The following is a 21,113-nucleotide window of genomic DNA, read 5'->3' as shown; positions in this document are numbered from 1 at the left end:
TGAGGAGTGATGGGATGGGTTTCTGTCCCCTGAGCATCACGCTTGAGATAAGAAAGACCCGCACGCGCTGGCAGATCACCGTGCGGGTCCACTTCTTGCTATAGCGAAAGGTAGCCGGGGTTTGCGCCCCGGCTGCCACTCCTCCACAGTCGGCCGAGACATCATGCATTTCAAGCATAGCGCATATGCGCACGACACCGTGCAGGGCCCATGACGGCAGCGTTGATCGAAACCCATGCGGATATCGCTTTGGGGCTCGAGGCTCTGCTGCGTGACGATCCGCGCCTTGCACCGGTGATCGCCCAAGCCGGCGAGATACCGTTGCGGCGCACCGCGCCGGGCTATGCGGGGCTGGCCTTCATCATCGTCTCGCAGATGATCTCGAAAGCGAGCGCCGCGGCCATCTGGTCGAGGATGGAAGCGCGAATGGGTGCGGTGGGTCCCGAGGCGGTTGCCCTCTCCAGCGACGAGGACTTTCGGGCGGATGGCCTGTCGCGCGCCAAGATCCTGACGCTTCGCCATGCGGCAGAGGCCGTACTTGAAGAGCGGATCGATCTCGTATCGCTGTGCACAGACGAAGCGCAAGCGGCAATGAGAAACCTCTGCACCCTTCCCGGCATCGGGCCCTGGACGGCGGAGGTCTACCTCCTGTTCTGCGCCGGCCATCCCGATATTTTCCCAAGCGGCGATGTCGCGCTGCAAGCGGCGGTCGCGCATGGCCTCGGCTTGGGCGAGCGACCATCAGCCGCTGCCCTGAGCCTCATTGCGACGAAATGGGCGCCGTGGCGAAGTGTCGCGGCGCGGCTTTTCTGGGCTTATTATGCGACCGCCATGGGCCGCCGCGGTGCCCCGGCGCCTGGGGTTTCCACGGCCGAGGCTCAGGCAAAAAACCCAATGCAATGAATCTTTTGTGCCCTTCGGGTTTCGGCTTCACAATCTTGACGTAACACGCCTAATATAGAAGGGCAGATGCCGAATCGATCAGGAGTCCACGTACTTGACGATTGCAGTCTCTCCTCAGGCCCTCCCGGCGCTCGTGCTGAACGCTGATTACCGGCCGCTGAGTTATTACCCCTTGTCGCTCTGGTCCTGGCAGGACGCGATCAAGGCGGTTTTTCTTGATCGTGTCGTCATCCTCGCCGAGTACGAGCACCAGGTTTCTTCGCCCAGCTTCTCCATGAAGCTCCCGAGCGTCGTTTGTCTGAAAAGCTATGTTCAGCCCTCGCGCCACCCGGCCTTCACGCGCTTCAACGTCTTCCTGCGCGACCGGTTCGAATGCCAGTATTGCGGCTCGCCCGACGACCTGACCTTCGACCATGTGATCCCGCGCTGCTGCGGCGGGCAGACGACCTGGGAAAATGTCGTGGCAGCCTGTTCGCCCTGCAATCTGCGCAAGGGCGGAAAGATGCCGCGCCAGGCTGGCATGTTTCCGCATCAGAAGCCCTATCACCCGACCGTGCAGGACCTGCACAACAATGGCCGGCTCTTCCCGCCCAATTTTCTGCATGAAAGCTGGATGGACTATCTCTACTGGGATGTCGAACTTCAGCCCTGACGGCTGATCTCAGCCGCAGGACGCCTGCCCATCGAGCCCGTGGGCGGGACGGCGCTTAGCGCGCCTTGGCCACGCCCAGGGCCGCGACACCGGCGAGCGCCAAGCTCGCCAGAACGTTCCATCCGGCAAAGGAGAGGCCGAGCACCCGCAGCGCGGCGGTGGTGCAGGAGGGGCCGTGCTTGCTGTCGAGATCGCCGAGCAGATCGCCCACATTGGACGAGATGCCCTGGGCCGTGGTCGAGCAGCTGGATGGCCCTTCCCAGAAACCCCATTCCGCGCCGGCGTGATAGACGCCGATGCCGGCGCCGACCAGCATCATCACCACGATCACGATAAGCAGAAGCTGCGTCAGCCAGCGCGGCAGGCCGAAGGCGGCGCTGAGCATGGCCAGCAGCCCGACCGGGATGCCGAAGTAATAGGGTTCGCGCTGCATGAGGCAGAGCGCGCAGGGAATATAGCCGCCGAGATGCTCGAAGCCGAGCGCGGTGCCGACGGTGACAGCCATGCCAAGGGTGACGAGCGCGGCAAAGGCCAGAGCCGGCGAACGGCGGGCGGCAAGGCCGGCAGTGGAGGAGGGAATGGTCATGATATCGGCCTGCGAGGTCCTGTCAGATGAACAGGCGGTAGCCGACGAAGATCACGATCAGCACAGCCGCCACGATGCCCGCCAGAAGACCGAGACGCTTCTCGATGAAATGGCGGATGCCCTCACCATAGCGCCTCAGCAGCCAGGCGATAAGATAGAACCGTGCCCCGCGCGCGATGATCGCCGAGACGATGAAGACGCCGAGATTGATATTGGCGGCGCCGGAGAGGATGGTGACCACCTTGATCGGCGGCAGGTGAGCAAGGCCCGAGGTGACCAGCAGCAGAACCAGGGTCTCGTAACCGACCGAATTCTTCAGCTGCTCGAAGGCCTCCAGCTTGCCATAGAAGGCGAGGATCGGCTTGGCGAGCGCCTCATAGGCATAGTGGCCGAGATACCAGCCGGCGATGCCGCCGAGCACGGAGGCAACGGTGGCGATCAGGGCATAGCGCCAGGCTTTCTGGGGCCTGGCCAGCGCCATCGGCAGAAACAGCACGTCGGCCGGAACGAGGAAGATGGAGCTTTCAACGAAAGCGATGATCGCGAGCCAGACTTCCGCGGATTTGCGGGCGGCAAGCGACATGGTCCAGTCGTACAGGCGACGCAGCATACAGGAAACCTTGTCTTGCTCAGGAGGGGCAGGAGGACACCGACCGGAACCGGCCACGCCGTTTTCTAGGCCGGGCGGCGGCGCGTGTAAATCACCGGCCTTGCATGGAAGCCATGCAGACATGGCTTTTGTCCGCTTCGGTTGCCAAAATGCCGTTGACCGGCTTTCGACCCTTCGTATACATCTCTCCCGCTACCTCCGTGCCCCATTGGCGGAATTGGTAGACGCGCTCGACTCAAAATCGAGTTCCGAAAGGAGTGCTGGTTCGACCCCGGCATGGGGCACCAGATCGTCCGACACCACCGATCAGATCCGCCCTCCTGGAACCAGTCGGCCCCGCGTGGGTTTTGCCCTTGAACAGAGAGGAGCACCCCATGACGGATGCCAGCAATGCCGATCTTGCCCGGAACGCCGGTTTTGGCAGCGACAACCAGACGGAGCCGTCGGCGCTCGATATGGAGCGTCAGCCGCAGCCTGCCGATGCGCCGGAAACGACGTCGTCGCAGCCTACCAGGCCGCCCCTGCCGCTCGGGCCCGCAAGCGGCACCGACGAGCCGCTGGTGGAAGGCGAGCCGGACACCAATCCGACCCACCATCGCGGCCATGTGCCACCGCCGGTGACCGCCAACCGCGACTAATCGTCGGGAATGCAAACGACCCGGCGGTTTCCCACCCGTCGGGCGTGACCTCGCTTAGATTTTGGTTCATCATGACCGGGAGGTGCCGGAGTTTTGATGGGACCGATGGTCTGATGAGGATGGGATGTTTTCGTTCTGGCGCTGTCTGTCTTGGCTTACTCCTCCGCCTCCGATCGAAGGCCGCTGGGTGCATGTGAGGGTGGATGGCCTCTCTGGCTTTGAGGACCGGCGCATGGAAAACCGCTACGCCGTGCGGCGCCAGGATGGCGAGCGCTTCGCTGTTATCGATGATCAGACCGGGCTTCCCGCCGCCTCCGACGGGCGTGATCTAGTGGGCCTCGACCGGGAAGACGCGCAGGACATTGCCGACGTGCTCAATCGCGGCGAACAGAGCCGTCGCAACCCGCTCGTCTAAGGGCCATCTGCCGCTTGTGCGCGCGCCGCTAATCCAGCACACTCTTCGTCAGCAGGGCCGCCGCTTCCAGCGCGCCTGCTGCGCACCGGAGTCGTCCATGTCTCAGCCTCATTTCACCCTTCACCGCCTCGTGCCCAGCGAGGTCGAGGAAAGCGCCAATCGCCTCGCGGAACATGTGGCAGGCGTCCACCTCGAAACCGGCGAGTTCAGCATCATGACCATCACGGTAGAGGATGTCGTGATCGACGGCATGCCGATGGGCAGCTACGAGGTGGAAGTGAAGCAGATCAAGAAGCCGGAATTCCTCGAGCTCAGCGCCGAGGACTGACCAACCGGTGACCCTTCACGGATTGTGGCAACTTCGTGGCTTCGCTCGTGCGAAGAGACTGGAAAAACCCTCCTCGACCCTCTATCACTTTCCCAGCCGGGGCTTCCGGCCCCGCTTCCAAGCGACTGCGACGAGGAAAAGACCGTCTGATGATCAAGAATGTCGGAATTGTCGGCGCCGGACAGATGGGCTGCGGCATTGCACAGGTTTCCGCCATGGCCGGATACAAGGTGCATGTCTATGACGTGTCGCCGGAGCGGATCGAGACCGGGCTCGCCACCATCAACGGCAACATGGCGCGCCAGGTGGCATCGGGGAAGCTGACGGACGAGGACCGGAAGAAGGCCCTGGCGCTGATCAAGGGGTCCGTCGATCTCAACGACCTGTCGCCCGCCGACCTGGTGATCGAGGCGGCGACCGAGGACGAGACGGTCAAGCGCCGCATCTATGGCCAGATCTGCCCGGTGCTGAAACCCGAGACCATTCTCGCCACCAACACCTCCTCGCTCTCCATCACCCGCCTCGCCTCCGCCACCGACCGGCCGGAGCGCTTCATGGGCATCCACTTCATGAACCCGGTTCCGGTCATGAAGCTCGTCGAGTTGGTGCGGGGGATCGCGACGGAGGAGGAGACCTTCTCCACGGCCAAGGCTTTCGTTTCGACGCTCGACAAGACGATCACCGTTGCCGAGGACTTCCCGGCCTTCATCGTCAACCGCATCCTGCTGCCGATGATCAACGAGGCGATCTACACGCTCTATGAAGGCGTCGGCAGCGTCGATGCCATCGACACGGCGATGAAGCTCGGCGCCAACCACCCGATGGGGCCGCTGCAGCTGGCCGATTTCATCGGGCTCGATACCTGTCTTTCGATCATGCAGGTTCTGCATGACGGGCTGGCCGATTCCAAGTACCGACCCTGCCCGCTGCTGGTCAAATATGTCGAAGCCGGGTGGCTCGGCCGCAAATCCGGCCGCGGCTTCTACGATTATCGCGGCGAAACGCCGGTGCCGACACGCTGACGATCGCCCTCCTCAAGCCCAACTTGGCCGATGGAGGCCAATGGGCGCTTGAGGAAGGGGAGCAAGCACCGTCCGCTTTCTGACGCTTGGCTTAAGAACGAGCCTCCGCGGCGCAGCGCGATCAGGGTTTTACCCCGCCATCACGCGCAGCGGCGACGAGTGCTCGTCCTTCGGCGCTGTTCCAGTTGGCCGGCCCGTTCATGGCCGAAAGCAGGCAGCCTTGATCGTCAAGGAGCAGGGTGACAGGCAGTCCGAATGCGAGGCCTTCACGCTTCAGCGCATTGAAGACACCCATGGAGGCATCGCGATAGGGCTTCAGCGCCGCGACCCCCGTCTCGGCCAAGAAGGCGCGCGGCTTCTCGTCGCTGCCGGTGTCGATGTTGACCGCCACGACCTCGAACTTCGCATTGCCCTCCGCCTTCTCGAGCGCGTCCAGCGCCGGCATCTCCTCGCGGCAGGGCACGCACCAGCTGGCCCAGAGGTTCAAAAGCACGCTGCGGCCCGCGAAATCCGCCAGCCGCCGCTCGGCGCCGCTTCCATCCTTAAAGGTCAGCTGATCGAGCCGGCGTGGAGGATCGACCGGAGTCATGGCCGCGACCTGGCCCTTCATCAGCGGCGTCAAGCTCGCGAGCCGGTCCTTCGCCGCCTGGCACTGACCGGCCCCCGCCGTTTGCGAGGCGGCGCCATTGCCAGACCGGCTTTCCATCACGTATACCCCAGCCGCTCCGGCGAGCACGCCCAAAAGGGCGGCGACCGAGAGCAATCCGACGGTGGAACGGCGCGAAGTCTTTTCTGTCATGTCGGGTCCATCATGTCGGGTCCATGTGATCCTCCCGTCAGGGGTCCGTCCCCAGCCGGGCAATTTCAAGGCGGGCAAGAGAAATGGCGGAGCAGTCATCCGAGACGAAGACTTCGAACGCGATGTGGGGCGGCCGCTTCGCATCCGGTCCCGCCGCGGTGATGGAGGAAATAAACGCCTCGATCGACTTCGACAAGAAGCTCTACGCCCAGGACATCCGCGGCTCAATCGCGCACGCCACCATGCTCGCCGAGAAGGGCATCATCTCGCAGGCGGACAGGCAAGCGATCGTCGAGGGGCTGACGACCATCCGCGATGAGATCGAGGCCGGCCGCTTCGAGTTCTCCCGCCGCCTCGAAGATATTCATATGAACGTGGAGTCGCGGCTCGCGGCCCTGATCGGCCCGGCTGCCGGCCGGCTGCACACTGCGCGCTCGCGCAACGACCAGGTGGCGCTCGACTTCCGCCTCTGGGTGAAGGAAGAGCTGCAGCGCACCGAGACGGCGCTGACCGGCCTGATTGCCGCTTTCCTCGACCGGGCGGAAGAGCATGCGGAAACGGTAATGCCGGGCTTCACCCATCTGCAGACCGCGCAGCCCGTGACGTTCGGCCATCATTGCATGGCCTATGTGGAAATGTTCGGCCGGGACCGGCAGCGGGTGCGCCATGCCATGGAGCATCTGGACGAAAGCCCGATCGGCGCCGCGGCACTCGCCGGCACCGGTTTTTCGATCGACCGCCACATGACAGCCAAGGCGCTGGGCTTTCGCGAGCCGACCCGCAATTCGATCGACACCGTGTCTGATCGCGACTTCGCGCTGGAATTCCTGTCGATCGCGTCGATCACCGCTGTGCATCTCTCGCGGCTGGCCGAGGAAATCGTCATCTGGTCGACGCCGCAATTCGGCTTCGTGCGGCTCTCCGATGCCTTTTCCACCGGCTCTTCCATCATGCCGCAGAAGAAGAACCCGGATGCGGCCGAGCTGGTGCGCGCCAAGACCGGCCGGATCAATGGCTCGCTGATCGCGCTGCTTACGGTCATGAAGGGTCTGCCGCTCGCCTATTCCAAGGACATGCAGGAAGACAAGGAACAGGTCTTCGACGCGGCCGAGAGCCTGGAACTGGCACTCGCTGCCATGACCGGCATGGTGCGCGACCTGTCCGTCTCGGTGGAGCGCATGAAGGCCGCTGCCGGCTCCGGCTATTCGACCGCGACCGACCTCGCCGACTGGCTGGTGCGGGAAGCGGGCCTGCCCTTCCGCGATGCCCATCACGTCACCGGCCGGGCCGTCGCCATGGCGGAGGCCAAGGGCTGCGACCTTGCCAGCCTCTCGCTCGAAGAGCTGCAGACGCTCCATCCCGGCATCACCGCCGGCATCTTCGACGTGTTGAGCGTCGAGGCCTCGGTCGCCAGCCGCACCTCCTATGGCGGCACCGCCCCCTCCGAGGTTCGCCGGCAGATCGCCTGGTGGCGCGCGCGCAACTGATCCAGTATAAGCCTTCGCATCCCGTGCCGCCGACCAGTCCGGCGGCCATTCCGACCGCTCGTTCAAGGACGATCCCCATGCCCTCCCGGCCCCAGCGCCCCCGGCTTCCCCTTCTCGGCGCAACGGCGCTTCTCGCCGCCACCTTTTCGCTCGCGCTGTCCGGCTGCGGCCGCAAGGGCGATCTCGATCCGCCGAGCACGCCGGCCGCCGCTGTGAACCAGAAGGGCAACGACGCCAGCAAGACGGTGCCAGAGCGCCGCTTCGCCCTCGACCCGCTTCTCTAGCGCCCCGCGACACCGGGAGCGGCGCGCGGTTCGATCACGCCGCGGACGTTCGGCCTGATCCCGAAACCGCTTCAGCAGGCGAAGTCATCGATCAAGACCATCATGCGGATCCGGCGGTCGAGGCAGGAAGGCCCGGCCCGGATCGGCCTTAGGAGCTCAAGCAGCCGTGAACCACTTCGATTACCGTGATGGCGTTCTGCATGCCGAAAATGTCTCGCTTCTCGACATTGCCCGCGCGGTCGGTACACCCTTCTACTGCTATTCGACGGCCACGCTCGAGCGGCACTACAAGGTCTTCGCCAGCGCCTTCGCCGATGTCGATTCGCTGGTCTGCTATGCGATGAAGGCCAATTCCAACCAGGCCGTCTTGAAGACGCTCGGCCGGCTCGGCGCTGGGATCGACGTGGTGTCCGGCGGGGAGCTGACCCGCGCGCTCGCCGCTGGCATCCCGGCCAAGAGCATCATGTTCTCCGGCGTCGGCAAGACGGCAGGCGAGATGGACCTGGCGCTCGAAGCCGGCATCTACTGCTTCAACGTCGAATCCGAACCGGAACTGGAGGTGCTGAACGCCCGCGCCGTCAGGCTCGACACTCGCGCGCCCGTTTCCTTCCGCATCAACCCCGATGTCGACGCCCGGACCCATGCCAAGATTTCGACCGGCAAGAAGGAAAACAAGTTCGGCATCGCCTATGAACGCGCCCGCGCGGTCTATGCCCATGCCGCCACCCTGCCCGGCATCCATGTAACCGGGATCGACATGCATATTGGCAGCCAGATCACAGACCTGCAGCCCTTCGACGATGCCTTCCGCCTGCTCAAGACCTTGGTGGAGACGCTGCGCGCCGATGGCCACGAGATCGAGCATGTCGATGTCGGCGGCGGTCTCGGCGTGCCCTACAAGGACGACAACCAGCCGCCGCCGCTGCCCGATGCTTACGCCGCGATCGTCAAGAGCCAGCTGAGCGGGCTCAACTGCAGGATCGTCATGGAGCCCGGGCGGCTGATCGTCGGCAATGCCGGCGTGCTCGTCACCGAGGTCATCTATGTCAAGGATGGCGGCTCGAAGACCTTTGTCATCGTCGATGCGGCGATGAACGACCTCATTCGCCCGACCCTCTACGACGCCTATCACGAGATCCGCCCGGTGCGGATCCAGGCGGCCAATGCCCCGCGAATCACCGCCGATATCGTCGGCCCGGTCTGCGAGACGGGCGATTATCTGGCGCTCGATCGCGAGATGGCCATGCCGAAGCCGGGCGATCTCTTTTCGATCAGCACAGCCGGCGCCTATGGGGCGGTCCAGGCCGGAACCTACAATTCGCGCCTGCTGGTACCGGAAGTGCTCGTCAAGGGCGATCGTTTCCATGTGATCCGGCCGCGAAAGACGATCGAGGACCTGATCGGCCTCGACTCCCTGCCCGACTGGTTGAGCTGAGCCGAACGCATCGCCCGGCAATCACGTTTGCGTTCTCGCCCTCGTCTTCGCCACAAAGGGTGGTATCCTTCGCTCACGCTCAAGCCAGTGAAGGGATGATGGATGACGGATCGGCGGGAGGCATCAACGAGCGCTCATCGCTCGGCACGCGCGATGAGCGAGACGCTGCTTCGCCGCTTGGCAGTCAAGCGCGCCGGGGCGCGCCTTGTACTCATCGCCGAGCGGATGGCCCCCCGGCTCCTCGTGCCGGTTTCCGTTGTGCTACTCTTCCTCTCGACCGCCTGGTTCGGCCTGTTCCGCATCCTTCCCTGGGCGGCTCATGCCGGGCTTCTGGCTCTCTTCGCGCTGCTCTTCCTCGCCTCGCTCGTTCCCCTCTTCCGCCTGCGCCTGCCCGATCACGACGAAGCGGACCGGATGCTGGAAGCGCGCAATGCATTGCCGCATCAGGCGATCGGCGTGCAGGAGGACCGGCCGGCGACCGAGGGTGCCTTCGGCGCCGCACTCTGGGCGGAACATCAGGCTCGCATGGCGCGGATGATCGGCAATCTGCGCACCGGCCTGCCGCAGCCCGATATTGCCCGCTTCGACCGGCTCGGCCTGCGGGCCGCCCCCGTTCTGCTGGTGGCGATCGCCTTTGCCTATTCCTACTCCAACCGCGCCGGTCTGCTGGCCGATGCGGTCCATCTGCCGGTTGCGGCCGCTCCGACGGGGCCGGAAGTGCGGATCGATGCCTGGGTAACCCCGCCCGGCTATACCGGTCGCGCACCGATCTTCCTCACCGCCCGGGCCGACAGCGCGGGCCCACAAGCTGCGGCCGACGGTCTGCGCATCCCGCAGTTCAGCGAACTCACCGTGCGGATCACCGGCGGCGGCGCACCGACCGCGGTGACCTACCAGGCAGACGGCGAGGCGGCGGCCCAGGAGATCCCCGTCGAGGCGCCGAAGGACGGCGCCAAGCCTGGCACCACGCCGGCAGCAGGCCCTGAGGCCGCATCTGCCGCGCCGCACGTTGCGAGCGTCGGCATGCCGGCCGCTCAGGCGGCGACGCATCTGACCAAGATCACCCGTGATGGCACGCTGGCGGTTGGTGCCGAGCGCTGGCATTTCGCCGTCATTCCCGACGCCGTACCGGAAATCGCCTTTGACGGCGGACCGCGCGCCACGGTGAATGCGGCGCTGGAAATTCCCTTCATCGCCAAGGATGATTACGGCCTGGTCGAGGCATTCGCCGAAATCGTGCCGGTCGATGCGCCGGCGGCCGATGCGCGGCCGCTCTATCCTGCGCCTGACTACCGGCTCGACCTGCCGCGCCGCAATGCCAAGGAGGCCAAGGCGCTGGCCAGCCGCAACCTTTCTGAACACCCGCTCGCCGGCAAGCGCGTGCGGATCACCCTCATTGCCCGCGATGCCGCCGGCCAGGAGGGCCGCAGCCAGCCGCAGGAGATAATCCTGCCCGCCCGCCGCTTCTTCGAGCCGCTGGCTGGTGCAGTGGCCGAGGAGCGCCAAGTGCTGGCGCTCGACGCCAACCGGCTTCCGCGCGCCATCGAGCTCAACGAGGCGATCACGCTCCGGCCGGAAGAAAACATCCCGAACCTCACCCATTACCTGCTGCTGCAATCCGCCAAGGGCCGAATGGAGGCCGCCCGCGACGACGACATGCTGCGCGGCACGGCCGACTATCTCTGGGAGATCGCGCTCGGAATCGAGGACGGCAATCTGTCGCTGGCCGAGAAGCGTCTGCGCGACGCGCAGCAGAACCTGTCCGACGCGCTGGAGCGCAATGCGTCCGACGAGGAAATCTCCAAGCTCATGAAGGAGCTGCGGGACGCCATGCAGGAATTCATGCAGGCGCTTGCCGAGCAGGCGATGAAGAACCCGCAGATGGCGCAGCGCCAGTCGCCCGACAACATGCTGACCAGCCGCGACCTGCAGAAGATGATGGACCAGATCGAGAATCTGGCGAAGTCCGGCTCGAAGGATCAGGCGCGGCAGATGCTGTCGGAAATGCAGCGCATGATGAACAACCTTCAGGCCGGCCGCCAGCCGCAGATGCAGAACGGCCAGGACAACAGCGCCATGCGCCAGCAGATGGACAAGCTGGGCGAACTGATGCAGCAGCAGCAGAAGCTGATGGAGGAAACCTTCCGCACCGACCAGGCGCTGCGCGACCGCATGCAGCGCGGCGATCCCCAGGGCAATGATCCGCTCTTCGACCAGCCCATGCCGCAAGAGCCCGGCCAGGGCCAGCCGCAGGACCAGGCCGATGCCAATGATCCCATGCAGCAGATGACCGAGGAGCAACTGCGCCAAGCGCTCAAGGACCTTCAGAACCGCCAGAAGCAGCTCGAAAACCAGCTGAGCGAGCTGCAGAAGGGTCTCGAGGGCATGGGCGTCAAGCCCGGCAAGGGTTTTGGCGAAGCGGGCAAGGAGATGCGCGGCGCCACCGGCCAGCTCGGCCAGGGCCAGGGCGACCAGGCCGTCGGCAGCCAGGGCCGCGCGCTGCAAGCCTTGCGTGACGGCGCCCAGGAGATGATGAACCAGATGGGCCAGGGTCAGGGACAAGGCCAGGGGCCGGGCCAGGGCGTGCCGCAATATGGCCAGAACGGCCGCGACCCGCTCGGCCGGCGCCAGCAGAATGTCGGTCCGGACTTCGGCGATCAGGTGAAGGTGCCCGACGAGATCGACACCCAGCGCGCCCGCCAGATTCTCGAAGAAATCCGCCGCCGCCTCGGCACCAACAGCTCCCCCGAGCTCGAACGCCAATATCTGGAACGCCTGCTAGACATGCCGTAACGCCCTGCGCGGCGCCGCGGCAAGACCCCCTTTGGCCTGCCGGCCATCTCCCCAACAAGCGGGGAGGGACAAGGAGGCGCGCGATCGCCCAGCAATCAAGCGTCTTGCTGCTTTGAGGTGAAGGAAGATCCCGGCTGACCCCGCGCCATTCCTCGACAAGAAGAATTCCGAGCGTTGGCTTATCGTGTCCGAGCGGGCGCCCCACGATCTCTCCTCCCTTGTGGGGGAGATGGCCGGCAGGCCGAAGGGGTCTTTGCCTCCGCGCGATGAGAGGCTTGGGCAAGTGGAGTTTGCCCTCCCCCCTTACGCCGCCAGCGCCATCGCGACCGCGCGGCGGATATCCGGGAGGCTGAAGGGTTTGGAGACGACGTCGATGATCTTGCCGGCGAGATCGTCGGCGCGTTCGCGCTGTTCGGCATAGCCGGTCATCAGCAGGATCTTCAGGGCGGGAAAGGCGTCCGCCGCCTGGTGCGCAAGGGCGATACCGTCCATGACCGGCATGCGGATGTCGGAGAGCAACAGGTCGAAGGGGCCATCCTGGAGCTGGGCAAGACCATCGGCGCCATCGGCGGCCTGCGCCACCTCGTGCCCATCCATCTGCAGCGCGCGCGCCACGAATCGACGCAGCGACTCCTCGTCCTCGGTCACCAGAATTCTCGCCATCATGGCCTCCTTGCCCTCACGCCGCGACGCAGCCGGTTGGGGCGGACATCATCAGAGTTTCGTTGGGAAAAGGTAAAGGCAGTGAGCAGTGAGCAGTGAGCAGTGAGCAGTGAGCAGTGAGCAGTGAGCAGCATTGTCGTCAACACGCGCGGCGTCAACACGACGTTCCCAATTCCTTCTCACTTCTCACTGCTCACTGATCACTGATCACTAATCATTGACGGCTACTCCCCCACAACCACCCCCACAAACGGCAACTCCCGAAACGCATAGGCCACATCCATGCCGTAGCCGACGACGAAATGGTCGGGGCATTCGAAGCCGACGTGGTCGGCTTCGAAATCGACCTCGCGCTTGACCTTCTTGTCGAGCAGCACGGCGATCGAGACGGATTTTGCGCCGCGTTCGAGCATGAGGTCGCGGGCAAAGCGGAGCGTGCGGCCGGATTCCAGGATATCGTCGATGAGCAGAACATCGCGGCCGGCGACGTTGCTGTCGATATCCTTGATGATCTTGACGCCGCGCGACACGGTGCCCGTTCCATAGCTCGACAAGGTGATGAACTCGACCTCCGGCGCGAGGCCGGCGTCGTGCATGGCGCGGATCAGGTCGGCGGCGAAGATGAAGGAGCCTTTGAGAATCGAGATGACGAGCAGATCGTCGTGGCTGCCGCGGGCGATCGACTCGGCCATGTCTCGGTTCCGCGCGGCAATGGTTTCGGCGGTGAACAGCGGTTCGATGGTTTTTCCACGGACGACGGGCATGGCGATGACTTCTCCGGCAAAGGGGCTGCGTCTGCGCCCTTCTTGCGATAGGCGCTGCGGCGAGCACTGCCGTTAGCACAGTCAGCGCGCAGGTGCACCCACGGGCGCCAAGGAAACCTCGACCCGCGGCAGAGAGCCGCCGGCATGCGGCAGCCGTGCGGTGAAGCGCCGGCTCTCGCCCGGCGCCAGCGGCCCGATCCCGGCGAGCTGCCCATCGACCCGCACCAGGCCGGCGGGCCCGGTGAGATCCACCTCGATCGCCGGCACGCTGCGGGTTTCGCCCGAGCCGTTGACCACCGCACCATAGACGGAGACGACCCGCATGCCGTTGACATCCGTCAGCCGGGTTTCGACCGCCTCGACCCGCATGGCCGCGGCTGGCCCGGCCGAAACCTGGCTGCCGATGAGAAAGGCCAGCAGGCAGAGCACCCCGGTCAGCGCCGCGAAGGCGCCAAGCGAAAGCCGGCCCAGCATGCGCTCCATGACGGAAAGAGCCGCCGGCATCGGCGCATTGGCGGTGCGCGAGGAGGATCGGCCTTGGGCAGATCGCGCATGCGACGCCGACGCGTTGGACCGCGCCGCGCTGCCGATGGTTTCGAAGACGGCATCGACCACCTCCGGCCGACGCGTGATGGGGCGAAGCGGCGGGCGGACATGGCGCTTGGCCTCCGGCGGCAGAAGATCGGCCGCGCTCGGGTGGATGTTGCGATAGGGGGATGCGTTCAAGCCCTGGCTCCTGACGGATCATCGGTGGTGAAACGCAAGACAGAGCGCGGAGCCTAGGCTCGACAGGGTTAATGATTCACTAACGAGCGCCTAGCCTGTCGGCGCTGCCGGGTTCCGCTGCATGGTCTGATGCGGGATGCCACAGTCGAGATAGGGCTCACCCGAGGCGCGGAAGCCGAAGCTTTCATAGAAGCCGAGCTTATCCGCCTGGGCCGAGAGCGTGAAACGTCCGTCCGCCACCGCTTCGAACTCGGTGAGCACCCGGCGGATCAGGGCGGCGCCGACACCGCGGCCGCGCGCTTCGCGGGCGACCGCCACCCGGCCAATGCGTACGGGATCCTCGCCCGCAAGCACGCGCAGCACGCCGCAGACCGACCCGTCGAGCACCGCGACGAGATGATGGGCGGTGAGATCGAGCGCATCGAACTCCTCCTCCGGCGGCACGCCCTGTTCGGCGATGAAAACCTGGCGACGCAGCCGGAAGCCGAGATTGCAGAGGTCGGAGAACAGCGGCACGGTGAAAATGGTAGGTGATTCGGCCATGATCGCTCCTTTTCGCGTATGCTTCGCCTCACATGCAAGGGGTCGCAGGGCCCTGCGCGCGCAGGCCGGCCCTTAAAGCGGCGCTTTTTCATGGAAAATTAACCGGTGTTTAACCATGTTGGGGACGCGCGGCCGGCCGGCCGCTTTCACGCGTCTGGAGGCGGGCAGGCCTTTGATCCATTTTGAAAATGTCGGATTGCGCTATGGCATGGGGCCGGAAATCCTCCGCGATCTGACCTTCGACATTCCGCGCCGCTCCTTCCAGTTCCTGACCGGCCCTTCCGGCGCCGGCAAGACGACGCTGCTGCGCCTCCTGTTTCTGTCCTTGAAGCCGACGCGCGGCCTGATCCGCATGTTCGACCGCAACATCACCTCGATCCCGCGTGACGAGCTGCCCATGCTGCGCCGGCGGGTCGGTATCGTCTTCCAGGATTTCCGTCTCCTCGACCATCTGACGACCTATGAGAATGTCGCGCTGCCGCTGCGGGTCCGGGGCAAGGAGGAAGCCTCCTATCGCGCCGACGTGCTGGAACTGCTTGGCTGGGTGGGTCTCGGCGAACGCATCAATGTCCTGCCTCCGGTGCTTTCGGGCGGCGAAAAGCAGCGCGCCGCCATTGCCCGGGCTCTGATCGACCGGCCGGAGATCCTGCTCGCCGACGAGCCGACCGGCAATGTCGATCCGCCGATGGCACGGCGGCTTTTGACGCTGTTCATGGAACTGAACCGGCTCGGCACCGCCGTCGTCATCGCCACCCATGATCTCTCTCTGATGGACCAGGTGGAAGCGCGCCGCATGATCCTGACCGAGGGGCGGCTCGATATCTATGACTGATGCCCGCCCTACCCTCCGCCGGTCCCCCCGTCCGCAAGCCAAGGCGCCCGCCGCCGGCGAGGCGCGACGCCCGCCGCTGCGCGTTCGCCCGACCGGGCCAATCGTTCCGCCGGTCAATGTCTCCGGCCAGGCGCTGATGCTGGTCATCGCCATCATGTCCTTCCTCGCCTGTCTGACACTCGGCGCGGTGTCGATGGTGCGCGCGACGGCCCAGAGCTGGCAGAGCGAGATCTCCCGCGAGGTGACGATCCAGATCCGGCCGGATGAAGGGCTCGACATCGAGAAGGCGCTGGCGGAGGCGCGCAGCCTGGCGCTCACCTTTGACGGCACGGTGGATGGCGCGATCGTCGACCGCGCAGCCACTGCCCGCCTGCTCGAGCCCTGGCTCGGAGAGGGGCTGGACCTCGACGAGCTGCCGGTGCCGCGCCTGGTCGTCATCACGATCGACGAAACCAACCCCCCCGATTTCGCCGCACTTCGCCGCGCGCTGACGGAGAAAATTCCGCAGGCCTCGCTGGACGACCACCGCACCTGGGTGGACCGGCTGGTGGCCATGGCCCGCACCACCTCGCTGATCGGCACCGGCGTGCTGATCCTCGTCTTCTCGGCCATGGTGCTGACCGTCGTCTTCGCCACGCGCGGCACGCTCTCCGGCAACCGCCATATCGTCGAGGTGCTACATTTCGTCGGGGCGGAAGCAGGCTTCGTGGCGAACGAGTTCCAGAAACACTTCCTGCGCATCAGCCTGAAGGGCGCCGGCGCCGGTGGGCTGCTGGCCGCGCTCTGCTTTGCCGCAGCCGGCTGGTGGCAGTCGCGCTCGCTGGCGACGCCGGAAAGTGACCAGGCGACCGCCCTCTTCGGCACCTTCACCATCGGCGCGCTCGGCTATGTCGGCATCGCCTTCATCATGATCGTCATCGCCCTTCTCACGACGCTGACCGCGCGTTTCACCGTCATGCGCACGATCTATGAAATCGACCTCCTCCGTTCGGATCCGGCCCGGGCGGACATTTCGCAGAATTCCTGATATGAGGTCGTTCGTGAACCCTTTTCCGCCGCAATGGCCTGCCTCTTCCAGGCGGCCCGCAAGGCGGCTCGGCCGAAGATCGACAATGCGGCCTGGATGGGCCCGGCCACGGCAGGCCCGGGACAAGTGCTGATGGTGGACAACACGACCGACCGGAACGACGTGGAGGGGGACGGCCTGCGCCGGCCGATGGCGCGCCGCCATGTCGGCCGCGTTCGCCGCCTGGTGCGCGCGGTCTTCTACCTTCTGCTCTTTCTCGCCGGGCTCGGGCTGATAAGCTTTCTCTATTTCGCCGATCAGGTCGCCTCGCTGCAGCCGCCTGCCGATCCAAAGGCGGATGCGATCGTGGTGCTGACCGGCGGCTTCCAGCGCATCGACCAAGCGGTGGATCTCCTGAAATCCGGCGCCGGCGGTCGGTTGCTGATTTCCGGCGTGCATCCGAGCACGACGAGCAGCCAGATCCGCCGCAACACGCAGAGCCCGGTCGATCTCTTCCGCTGCTGCGTCGACCTCGGCCGCGATGCGATCGACACGATCGGCAATGCCAACGAGACGGCTGGCTGGATCCGCAACAATGGCTATCGCACCATTCTGGTCGTCACCAACAACTACCACATGCCGCGCAGCCTGCTGGAACTCCGCCGCGCCAATCCCGGCATCACCTTCGTCGCCTATCCGGTGGTCAATTCGGACTTGAAGAGCACCAACTGGCTGAGCAATCCGATGGTGCTCAAATCGATCCTGCTCGAATTCGCCAAGTTCAGCGTGGCCACTGTGCGCGATGCTCTGGGCGCCCACAGCGCCACCGGGCTACGCACCGTCGATGGCCCGCCGGCCAAGGATTGATCGGCGCGCGACGAGGGTTTCCGCCGCCCGCCGGATCGTGTAGGCAGCCTGTCAGTCTCTTCTCGGAACCGCATCCATGATCCCCTTGCGATCGGCCCTTTTCAACGTGGCATTCTACGTCAATCTGATCCTCCAGATGATCGTGCTGACGCCGATCTATTTCCTGATGCCGCGCAAGACCGCCTGGGTCGTTCCCAAGACCTGGGCGAAGACCAATCATTGGCTGATGCGCGTGCTGGTTGGCACGACCTTCGAGATCGAGGGGCTCGAAAATCTGCCGGCGGACGGCGTCTACATTCTCTCGCCCAAGCACCAGTCCTTCTGGGACGTCTATGCGCTGCTACCCTGGCTTTCGGACCCGTTCTTCATCCTGAAAAAGGAGCTGACGCGCATTCCGCTGTTCGGCTGGTATGTCGCCAAGCAGCGCATGGTGCCGGTCGACCGCTCGGCAAGGGGCCGCGCGATGGCGGCCGTGCTCGAGCGGACCAAGCAGGAAATGGCGACCGGCCGCCAGCTGATCATCTATCCCGAAGGCACCCGCAAGCCGCCGGGCGCGCCGCCGGATTACAAATATGGGATCGCCCGTCTCTATCGCGATCTGCAGGTGCCGGTGGTGCCCGTCGTCATGCATCCCGGCCTGTTCTGGCCGCGCCGCTCGCTGCGGCGCTATCCCGGCCACTTCAAGGTACGAATCCTGCCGCCGATCGCCGCGGGGCTCGATACCGACCTGTTCCTCAAGACGCTGATCGAGACGACCGAGACGGCAAGCGATGCGCTGCTGATCGAAACGCTGCAGGCCAATCCGCACCTGCCGGTCCCGCCGACGGCGGCCGACAAGCTCAGGGCCGTGGCGGCCTGATCCGAGGCTTAGACGACTGCCGCCGATCTGCGGTGGGCAAGCAGCGTTTCGACCCGACGCCCGACCTCTTCCAGCCAGTGATCGCGAATGTTCATGGCGCGCAGATGCTCGAGCGTGTTCTGGACATAGTCGACATTCTCTCCGGAGCGCCCGCGCGCATCCGCCACGATCAGCGCGGCCTCCTCGGCCTTCAGCGCCCCGGCATACTGCACATGCGCCCGGTCGATCACATAGCCGAGTGCCGGGACGCGCCGGCCATCGGCCAGCATCACCGGCAGCAGCCGCTCCTTGTAGACATGGGTGACGAGTTCGCGCTCGCGGAGATAGGCGACAACGGCGGCCCTGTCGGCCGCCTCGACCTCGAAGGCCATGCCCCGGCAGGAGCCGCCGCGATCGAGCCCCAGCACCAGACCCGGACGCTCCTCCGTGCCACGGTGGACATAGGAGCGGACGCACAGCGCCCGGCGATAGCCGAAGGTGGTGGCGGCCTGGACGGAGCGATGAGCGAAACCCGGATTCCACATCAGCGATCCATAGCCGAACACCCAGAGATTGCCGCCCTCTTGTTCAGCCGTTTCTTCGTCCGTCACTTGCGTCCGTTCTCCGCCTTGATCCTTTATGGCTACAGGAGATGAACGGCAAAATCACCTGCTCACGCGCTGTTGAAGACAAGACGCATGGCGGACGCAGACCCTGCGCCTCCGCCGCTTCGTGTGAACTGAAACGCCGTCGGTCCCGCTTTCCAGAGAGATCTCGCCACGCAAGTATTGGACGCAGCAGCCGGCTTGGCCTAAATGGTCGGTCTTCGCCTGGCCTGCTTTCCATATCGCGATCGGGGGAGACCGGCACCATCTGTCCATCCCGTTCCACGGGCGGTCCGCTTCCGCACGATAGGAACCCCGCCCTGTTTTTCTCTTCGCCGCCCGCCGGCGCAACCCGAAGGTCGATTGAAGATGCCGTCAGCCACGCCCACCGTCGCCCGCGTCAAGATCCGGCGACTGGCGATCGGCATCGCGATCTTCCTCGCGGTCTATACGGGCGTCTGGTTTCTCGCCGCCTACCAGATCGAGACGCGGCTGACGGCCTTTCTCGCCGGACGCAGCAATGCAGCCCGGACGCTGGAATGCGACGACATGGCCGTGCGTGGCTTTCCCTTCCGCATCGGCCTGTTCTGTGATTCGCTCAGGCTCGACGATCGCGGCAATGCGGCCTCCGCCTCGTTCGGCGCTCTGCGATCGGCCGCGCAGGTCTATTGGCCCGGCCGTGCCGTCATCGAGCTCGACGGTCCTGCCGAGATGCGCGTCTCCCCGGATTTCGGCCTGTCTGCGGCCTGGACGCGGCTTCAGGCGAGCATCGACGCCGGCTTCTCCGGCCTCAACCGCTCCTCGATCAGCACGGATGACACGTCCGGCACGCTCGTTCTTGGGTCCATCGGCGAGCGGCTGGCCTTTGCCGCGGCGCATGGGGAGCTGCATCTGCGCCGCAACGGTCCGGATCTCGACGCAGCCGCGACGCTGACCCGCTTCGACCTTAGACCCGCCGACGCGCAGAGCCTGTTGCCACCGCTCGACAGCACGGTGGACCTGACGGTGAAGGACCGCGCCGAACTGCTGCGTCTCGGCGGCCTGCGCGCCGCGGCCCTGCGCGGGGCAAGCGGCGAAGTCCGCAATCTCACGCTCGATTTCGGCAATGGTCTTCTCACCACCGCCTCCGGCCCCTTCACCGTCAGCGACGAGGGCCTGATCTCCGGCGCCTTCAAGCTGACCATGCGCGACGTCGAGGGCTGGCGGCGCACGCTGGTCTCCGCCTTTCCCGACGATCGCGACACGATCGACAACACGGCCAATATGCTGAGCGCGCTCTCGGCCGGCGCCAAGGATGCGAGCGTCACGCTCAATGTGCGCGACGGCACCGCGTTCCTCGCCTTCATTCCGATCGGCGTGCTGCCGGCGCTTTGACCGTCAGCTCTTCCCGTCCAGCGCATGCCGGCCGAAATCGACCTGATCGGTATCCTGCCCGGCCTGGATGATCGAGCGGCGGATGGCGCGGGTGCGGGTGAAGAGGTCGAAGAGCTTCTCGCCATCGCCCCAGCGGATCGCCCGCTGCAGATAAGCAAGATCTTCCGAGAACCGCGCCAGCATTTCCAGGATCGCATCCTTGTTGTGCAGGCAGACGTCGCGCCACATGGTGGGATCGGAGGCGGCGAGCCGGGTGAAATCGCGGAAACCGGAAGCCGAATATTTGATGACTTCGGATTCCGTCACCGTTTCCAGATCGTCGGCGGTGCCGACGATGTTATAGGCGATGATGTGCGGCAGGTGCGAGACGATCGCGAGCACCTTGTCATGATGGTCAGGATCCATCTCTTCGACATCGGAGCCAAGCGCTTCCCAGAACTGCCGAAGCTTTACCTTGGCTGCCTGATCCGTGCCCGGTAGCGGGGTAAGGATGCACCAGCGGCCCTTGAACAGGCCGATGAAACCGGCATCGGGTCCGGAATATTCCGTGCCGGCGATCGGGTGGCCGGGGATGAAATGCACGCTGTCCGGCAGATGCGGCGCCATCTGCGCGATGACGGAACCCTTGGTCGAGCCGACATCGGTGACGATGGCGCCAGGCTTCAGCGCCGGAGCGATCGCCTCGGCCACGGCGGCGGAGGCACCGACCGGCACAGAAACGATGACGAGATCGGCGCCGGCCACAGCCTCGGCCGAGGAGCTTGTGTAGCTGTCGCCCAGTCCCAGTTCCTCGGCGCGTGCAAGGGTCTCAGAACTGCGGGATGATACGGTCACGTGGGCAGCGAGCCGCTTGTCGCGGATCTCGCGGGCGATGGAGGAGCCGATGAGCCCGATGCCGATCAGGGCCACCCGGTCGAAGAGAGGAGTCATGATGCCGCTTGCC

24 protein-coding genes and 1 tRNA gene are annotated in these 21,113 nt (G+C 65.2%); 16 read left to right on the top strand and 9 right to left on the bottom strand.

Going from position 1 to position 21,113, the window contains the following annotated elements; all coding sequences use genetic code 11:
• Positions 1-210: 210 nt before the first annotated feature.
• A complete protein-coding gene (locus ACLE20_RS08640; RefSeq protein WP_410939852.1) occupies positions 211-903 on the top strand; it encodes a DNA-3-methyladenine glycosylase family protein in 693 nt (230 codons plus the stop codon).
• Positions 904-997: 94 nt separating this feature from the next.
• Positions 998-1,555, top strand: a complete 558-nt coding sequence (locus tag ACLE20_RS08635; protein WP_410939851.1) for an HNH endonuclease — start codon at positions 998-1,000, stop codon at positions 1,553-1,555.
• 55 nt (positions 1,556-1,610) lie between these two features.
• On the opposite strand, the gene ACLE20_RS08630 is transcribed toward ACLE20_RS08635, so the two are convergent.
• Positions 1,611-2,141, bottom strand: a complete 531-nt coding sequence (locus ACLE20_RS08630) for a disulfide bond formation protein B (RefSeq protein WP_410939850.1) — start codon at positions 2,139-2,141, stop codon at positions 1,611-1,613.
• Positions 2,142-2,163: 22 nt separating this feature from the next.
• On the bottom strand, positions 2,164-2,751 hold the full coding sequence (locus ACLE20_RS08625) for a YqaA family protein (RefSeq protein WP_410939849.1): 588 nt from the start codon (positions 2,749-2,751) through the stop codon (positions 2,164-2,166).
• 202 nt (positions 2,752-2,953) lie between these two features.
• Between ACLE20_RS08625 and ACLE20_RS08620 the strand changes: the two genes are divergently transcribed.
• The 5 genes from ACLE20_RS08620 (at position 2,954) to ACLE20_RS08600 (ending at position 5,154) form a co-directional block, all read left to right on the top strand.
• Positions 2,954-3,038 (top strand) — tRNA-Leu (locus ACLE20_RS08620).
• 87 nt (positions 3,039-3,125) lie between these two features.
• Positions 3,126-3,389, top strand: coding sequence for a hypothetical protein (locus ACLE20_RS08615; protein WP_410939848.1), 264 nt, complete (start codon positions 3,126-3,128; stop codon positions 3,387-3,389).
• Positions 3,390-3,621: 232 nt separating this feature from the next.
• Positions 3,622-3,804 (top strand): hypothetical protein, encoded by a 183-nt coding sequence (locus tag ACLE20_RS08610; protein WP_410939847.1) that lies wholly within the window; start codon positions 3,622-3,624, stop codon positions 3,802-3,804.
• A 97-nt stretch (positions 3,805-3,901) separates the two neighbouring features.
• Positions 3,902-4,132 carry a hypothetical protein gene (locus ACLE20_RS08605; RefSeq protein ID WP_410939846.1) on the top strand — a complete coding sequence of 77 codons (231 nt, stop codon included), beginning with the start codon at positions 3,902-3,904 and terminating at the stop codon, positions 4,130-4,132.
• A 149-nt stretch (positions 4,133-4,281) separates the two neighbouring features.
• On the top strand, positions 4,282-5,154 hold the full coding sequence (locus ACLE20_RS08600) for a 3-hydroxybutyryl-CoA dehydrogenase (RefSeq protein WP_410939845.1): 873 nt from the start codon (positions 4,282-4,284) through the stop codon (positions 5,152-5,154).
• A 121-nt stretch (positions 5,155-5,275) separates the two neighbouring features.
• Here ACLE20_RS08600 and tlpA read toward each other — a convergent pair whose 3' ends face one another.
• A complete protein-coding gene (tlpA, locus tag ACLE20_RS08595; RefSeq protein WP_410939844.1) occupies positions 5,276-5,953 on the bottom strand; it encodes a thiol:disulfide interchange protein TlpA in 678 nt (225 codons plus the stop codon).
• 83 nt (positions 5,954-6,036) lie between these two features.
• Between tlpA and argH the strand changes: the two genes are divergently transcribed.
• The 4 genes from argH to ACLE20_RS08575 all read left to right on the top strand — a co-directional run bounded on the left by argH (position 6,037) and on the right by ACLE20_RS08575 (position 11,952).
• Complete coding sequence (gene argH, locus ACLE20_RS08590; RefSeq protein WP_410939843.1) at positions 6,037-7,440, top strand: argininosuccinate lyase; 1,404 nt, start codon at positions 6,037-6,039, stop codon at positions 7,438-7,440.
• Between the two features lie 77 nt (positions 7,441-7,517).
• Complete coding sequence (gene lptM, locus ACLE20_RS08585) at positions 7,518-7,724, top strand: LPS translocon maturation chaperone LptM (RefSeq protein ID WP_410939842.1); 207 nt, start codon at positions 7,518-7,520, stop codon at positions 7,722-7,724.
• Positions 7,725-7,890: 166 nt separating this feature from the next.
• Positions 7,891-9,159: a diaminopimelate decarboxylase gene (lysA, locus tag ACLE20_RS08580; protein WP_410939841.1), complete on the top strand. Its 1,269-nt coding sequence runs from the start codon at positions 7,891-7,893 to the stop codon at positions 9,157-9,159.
• 102 nt (positions 9,160-9,261) lie between these two features.
• The gene (locus ACLE20_RS08575; protein WP_410939840.1) at positions 9,262-11,952 is read left to right on the top strand and encodes a TIGR02302 family protein; all 2,691 of its coding nucleotides are present in this window, start codon (positions 9,262-9,264) and stop codon (positions 11,950-11,952) included.
• Positions 11,953-12,255: 303 nt separating this feature from the next.
• On the opposite strand, the gene ACLE20_RS08570 is transcribed toward ACLE20_RS08575, so the two are convergent.
• The 4 genes from ACLE20_RS08570 to ACLE20_RS08555 form a co-directional block, all read right to left on the bottom strand.
• Positions 12,256-12,615, bottom strand: coding sequence for a response regulator (locus ACLE20_RS08570; RefSeq protein WP_410939908.1), 360 nt, complete (start codon positions 12,613-12,615; stop codon positions 12,256-12,258).
• Positions 12,616-12,839: 224 nt separating this feature from the next.
• The gene (hpt, locus tag ACLE20_RS08565) at positions 12,840-13,379 is read right to left on the bottom strand and encodes a hypoxanthine phosphoribosyltransferase (RefSeq protein ID WP_410939839.1); all 540 of its coding nucleotides are present in this window, start codon (positions 13,377-13,379) and stop codon (positions 12,840-12,842) included.
• Between the two features lie 81 nt (positions 13,380-13,460).
• Entirely contained in the window at positions 13,461-14,105 is a 645-nt protein-coding gene (locus tag ACLE20_RS08560) for a hypothetical protein (protein WP_410939838.1), read from the bottom strand.
• A 90-nt stretch (positions 14,106-14,195) separates the two neighbouring features.
• Positions 14,196-14,648 carry a GNAT family N-acetyltransferase gene (locus ACLE20_RS08555; RefSeq protein WP_410939837.1) on the bottom strand — a complete coding sequence of 151 codons (453 nt, stop codon included), beginning with the start codon at positions 14,646-14,648 and terminating at the stop codon, positions 14,196-14,198.
• A 172-nt stretch (positions 14,649-14,820) separates the two neighbouring features.
• Between ACLE20_RS08555 and ftsE the strand changes: the two genes are divergently transcribed.
• The 4 genes from ftsE (at position 14,821) to ACLE20_RS08535 (ending at position 18,212) form a co-directional block, all read left to right on the top strand.
• Positions 14,821-15,480, top strand: a complete 660-nt coding sequence (gene ftsE, locus ACLE20_RS08550; RefSeq protein ID WP_410939907.1) for a cell division ATP-binding protein FtsE — start codon at positions 14,821-14,823, stop codon at positions 15,478-15,480.
• Positions 15,473-16,507, top strand: a complete 1,035-nt coding sequence (locus ACLE20_RS08545) for a cell division protein FtsX (protein WP_410939836.1) — start codon at positions 15,473-15,475, stop codon at positions 16,505-16,507. The genes ftsE and ACLE20_RS08545 overlap by 8 nt, the downstream gene beginning before the upstream one ends.
• A gap of 132 nt (positions 16,508-16,639) precedes the next feature.
• Entirely contained in the window at positions 16,640-17,353 is a 714-nt protein-coding gene (locus tag ACLE20_RS08540; protein WP_410939835.1) for a YdcF family protein, read from the top strand.
• Between the two features lie 76 nt (positions 17,354-17,429).
• Positions 17,430-18,212: a lysophospholipid acyltransferase family protein gene (locus ACLE20_RS08535; protein ID WP_410939834.1), complete on the top strand. Its 783-nt coding sequence runs from the start codon at positions 17,430-17,432 to the stop codon at positions 18,210-18,212.
• Positions 18,213-18,220: 8 nt separating this feature from the next.
• On the opposite strand, the gene ACLE20_RS08530 is transcribed toward ACLE20_RS08535, so the two are convergent.
• Positions 18,221-18,802, bottom strand: a complete 582-nt coding sequence (locus tag ACLE20_RS08530) for a gamma-glutamylcyclotransferase (protein ID WP_410939833.1) — start codon at positions 18,800-18,802, stop codon at positions 18,221-18,223.
• A 363-nt stretch (positions 18,803-19,165) separates the two neighbouring features.
• On the opposite strand from ACLE20_RS08530, the gene ACLE20_RS08525 reads away from it, so the two are divergent.
• Positions 19,166-20,170 carry a DUF2125 domain-containing protein gene (locus ACLE20_RS08525; RefSeq protein WP_410939832.1) on the top strand — a complete coding sequence of 335 codons (1,005 nt, stop codon included), beginning with the start codon at positions 19,166-19,168 and terminating at the stop codon, positions 20,168-20,170.
• 3 nt (positions 20,171-20,173) lie between these two features.
• Here the strand turns inward: ACLE20_RS08525 and ACLE20_RS08520 are convergent, their stop codons facing one another.
• A complete protein-coding gene (locus ACLE20_RS08520) occupies positions 20,174-21,100 on the bottom strand; it encodes a prephenate/arogenate dehydrogenase family protein (RefSeq protein ID WP_410939831.1) in 927 nt (308 codons plus the stop codon).
• Between the last annotated feature and the right edge of the window lie 13 nt (positions 21,101-21,113).

Source organism: Rhizobium sp. YIM 134829 (assembly GCF_046546455.1).
This window is presented reverse-complemented; position numbering and strand designations above follow the sequence as displayed.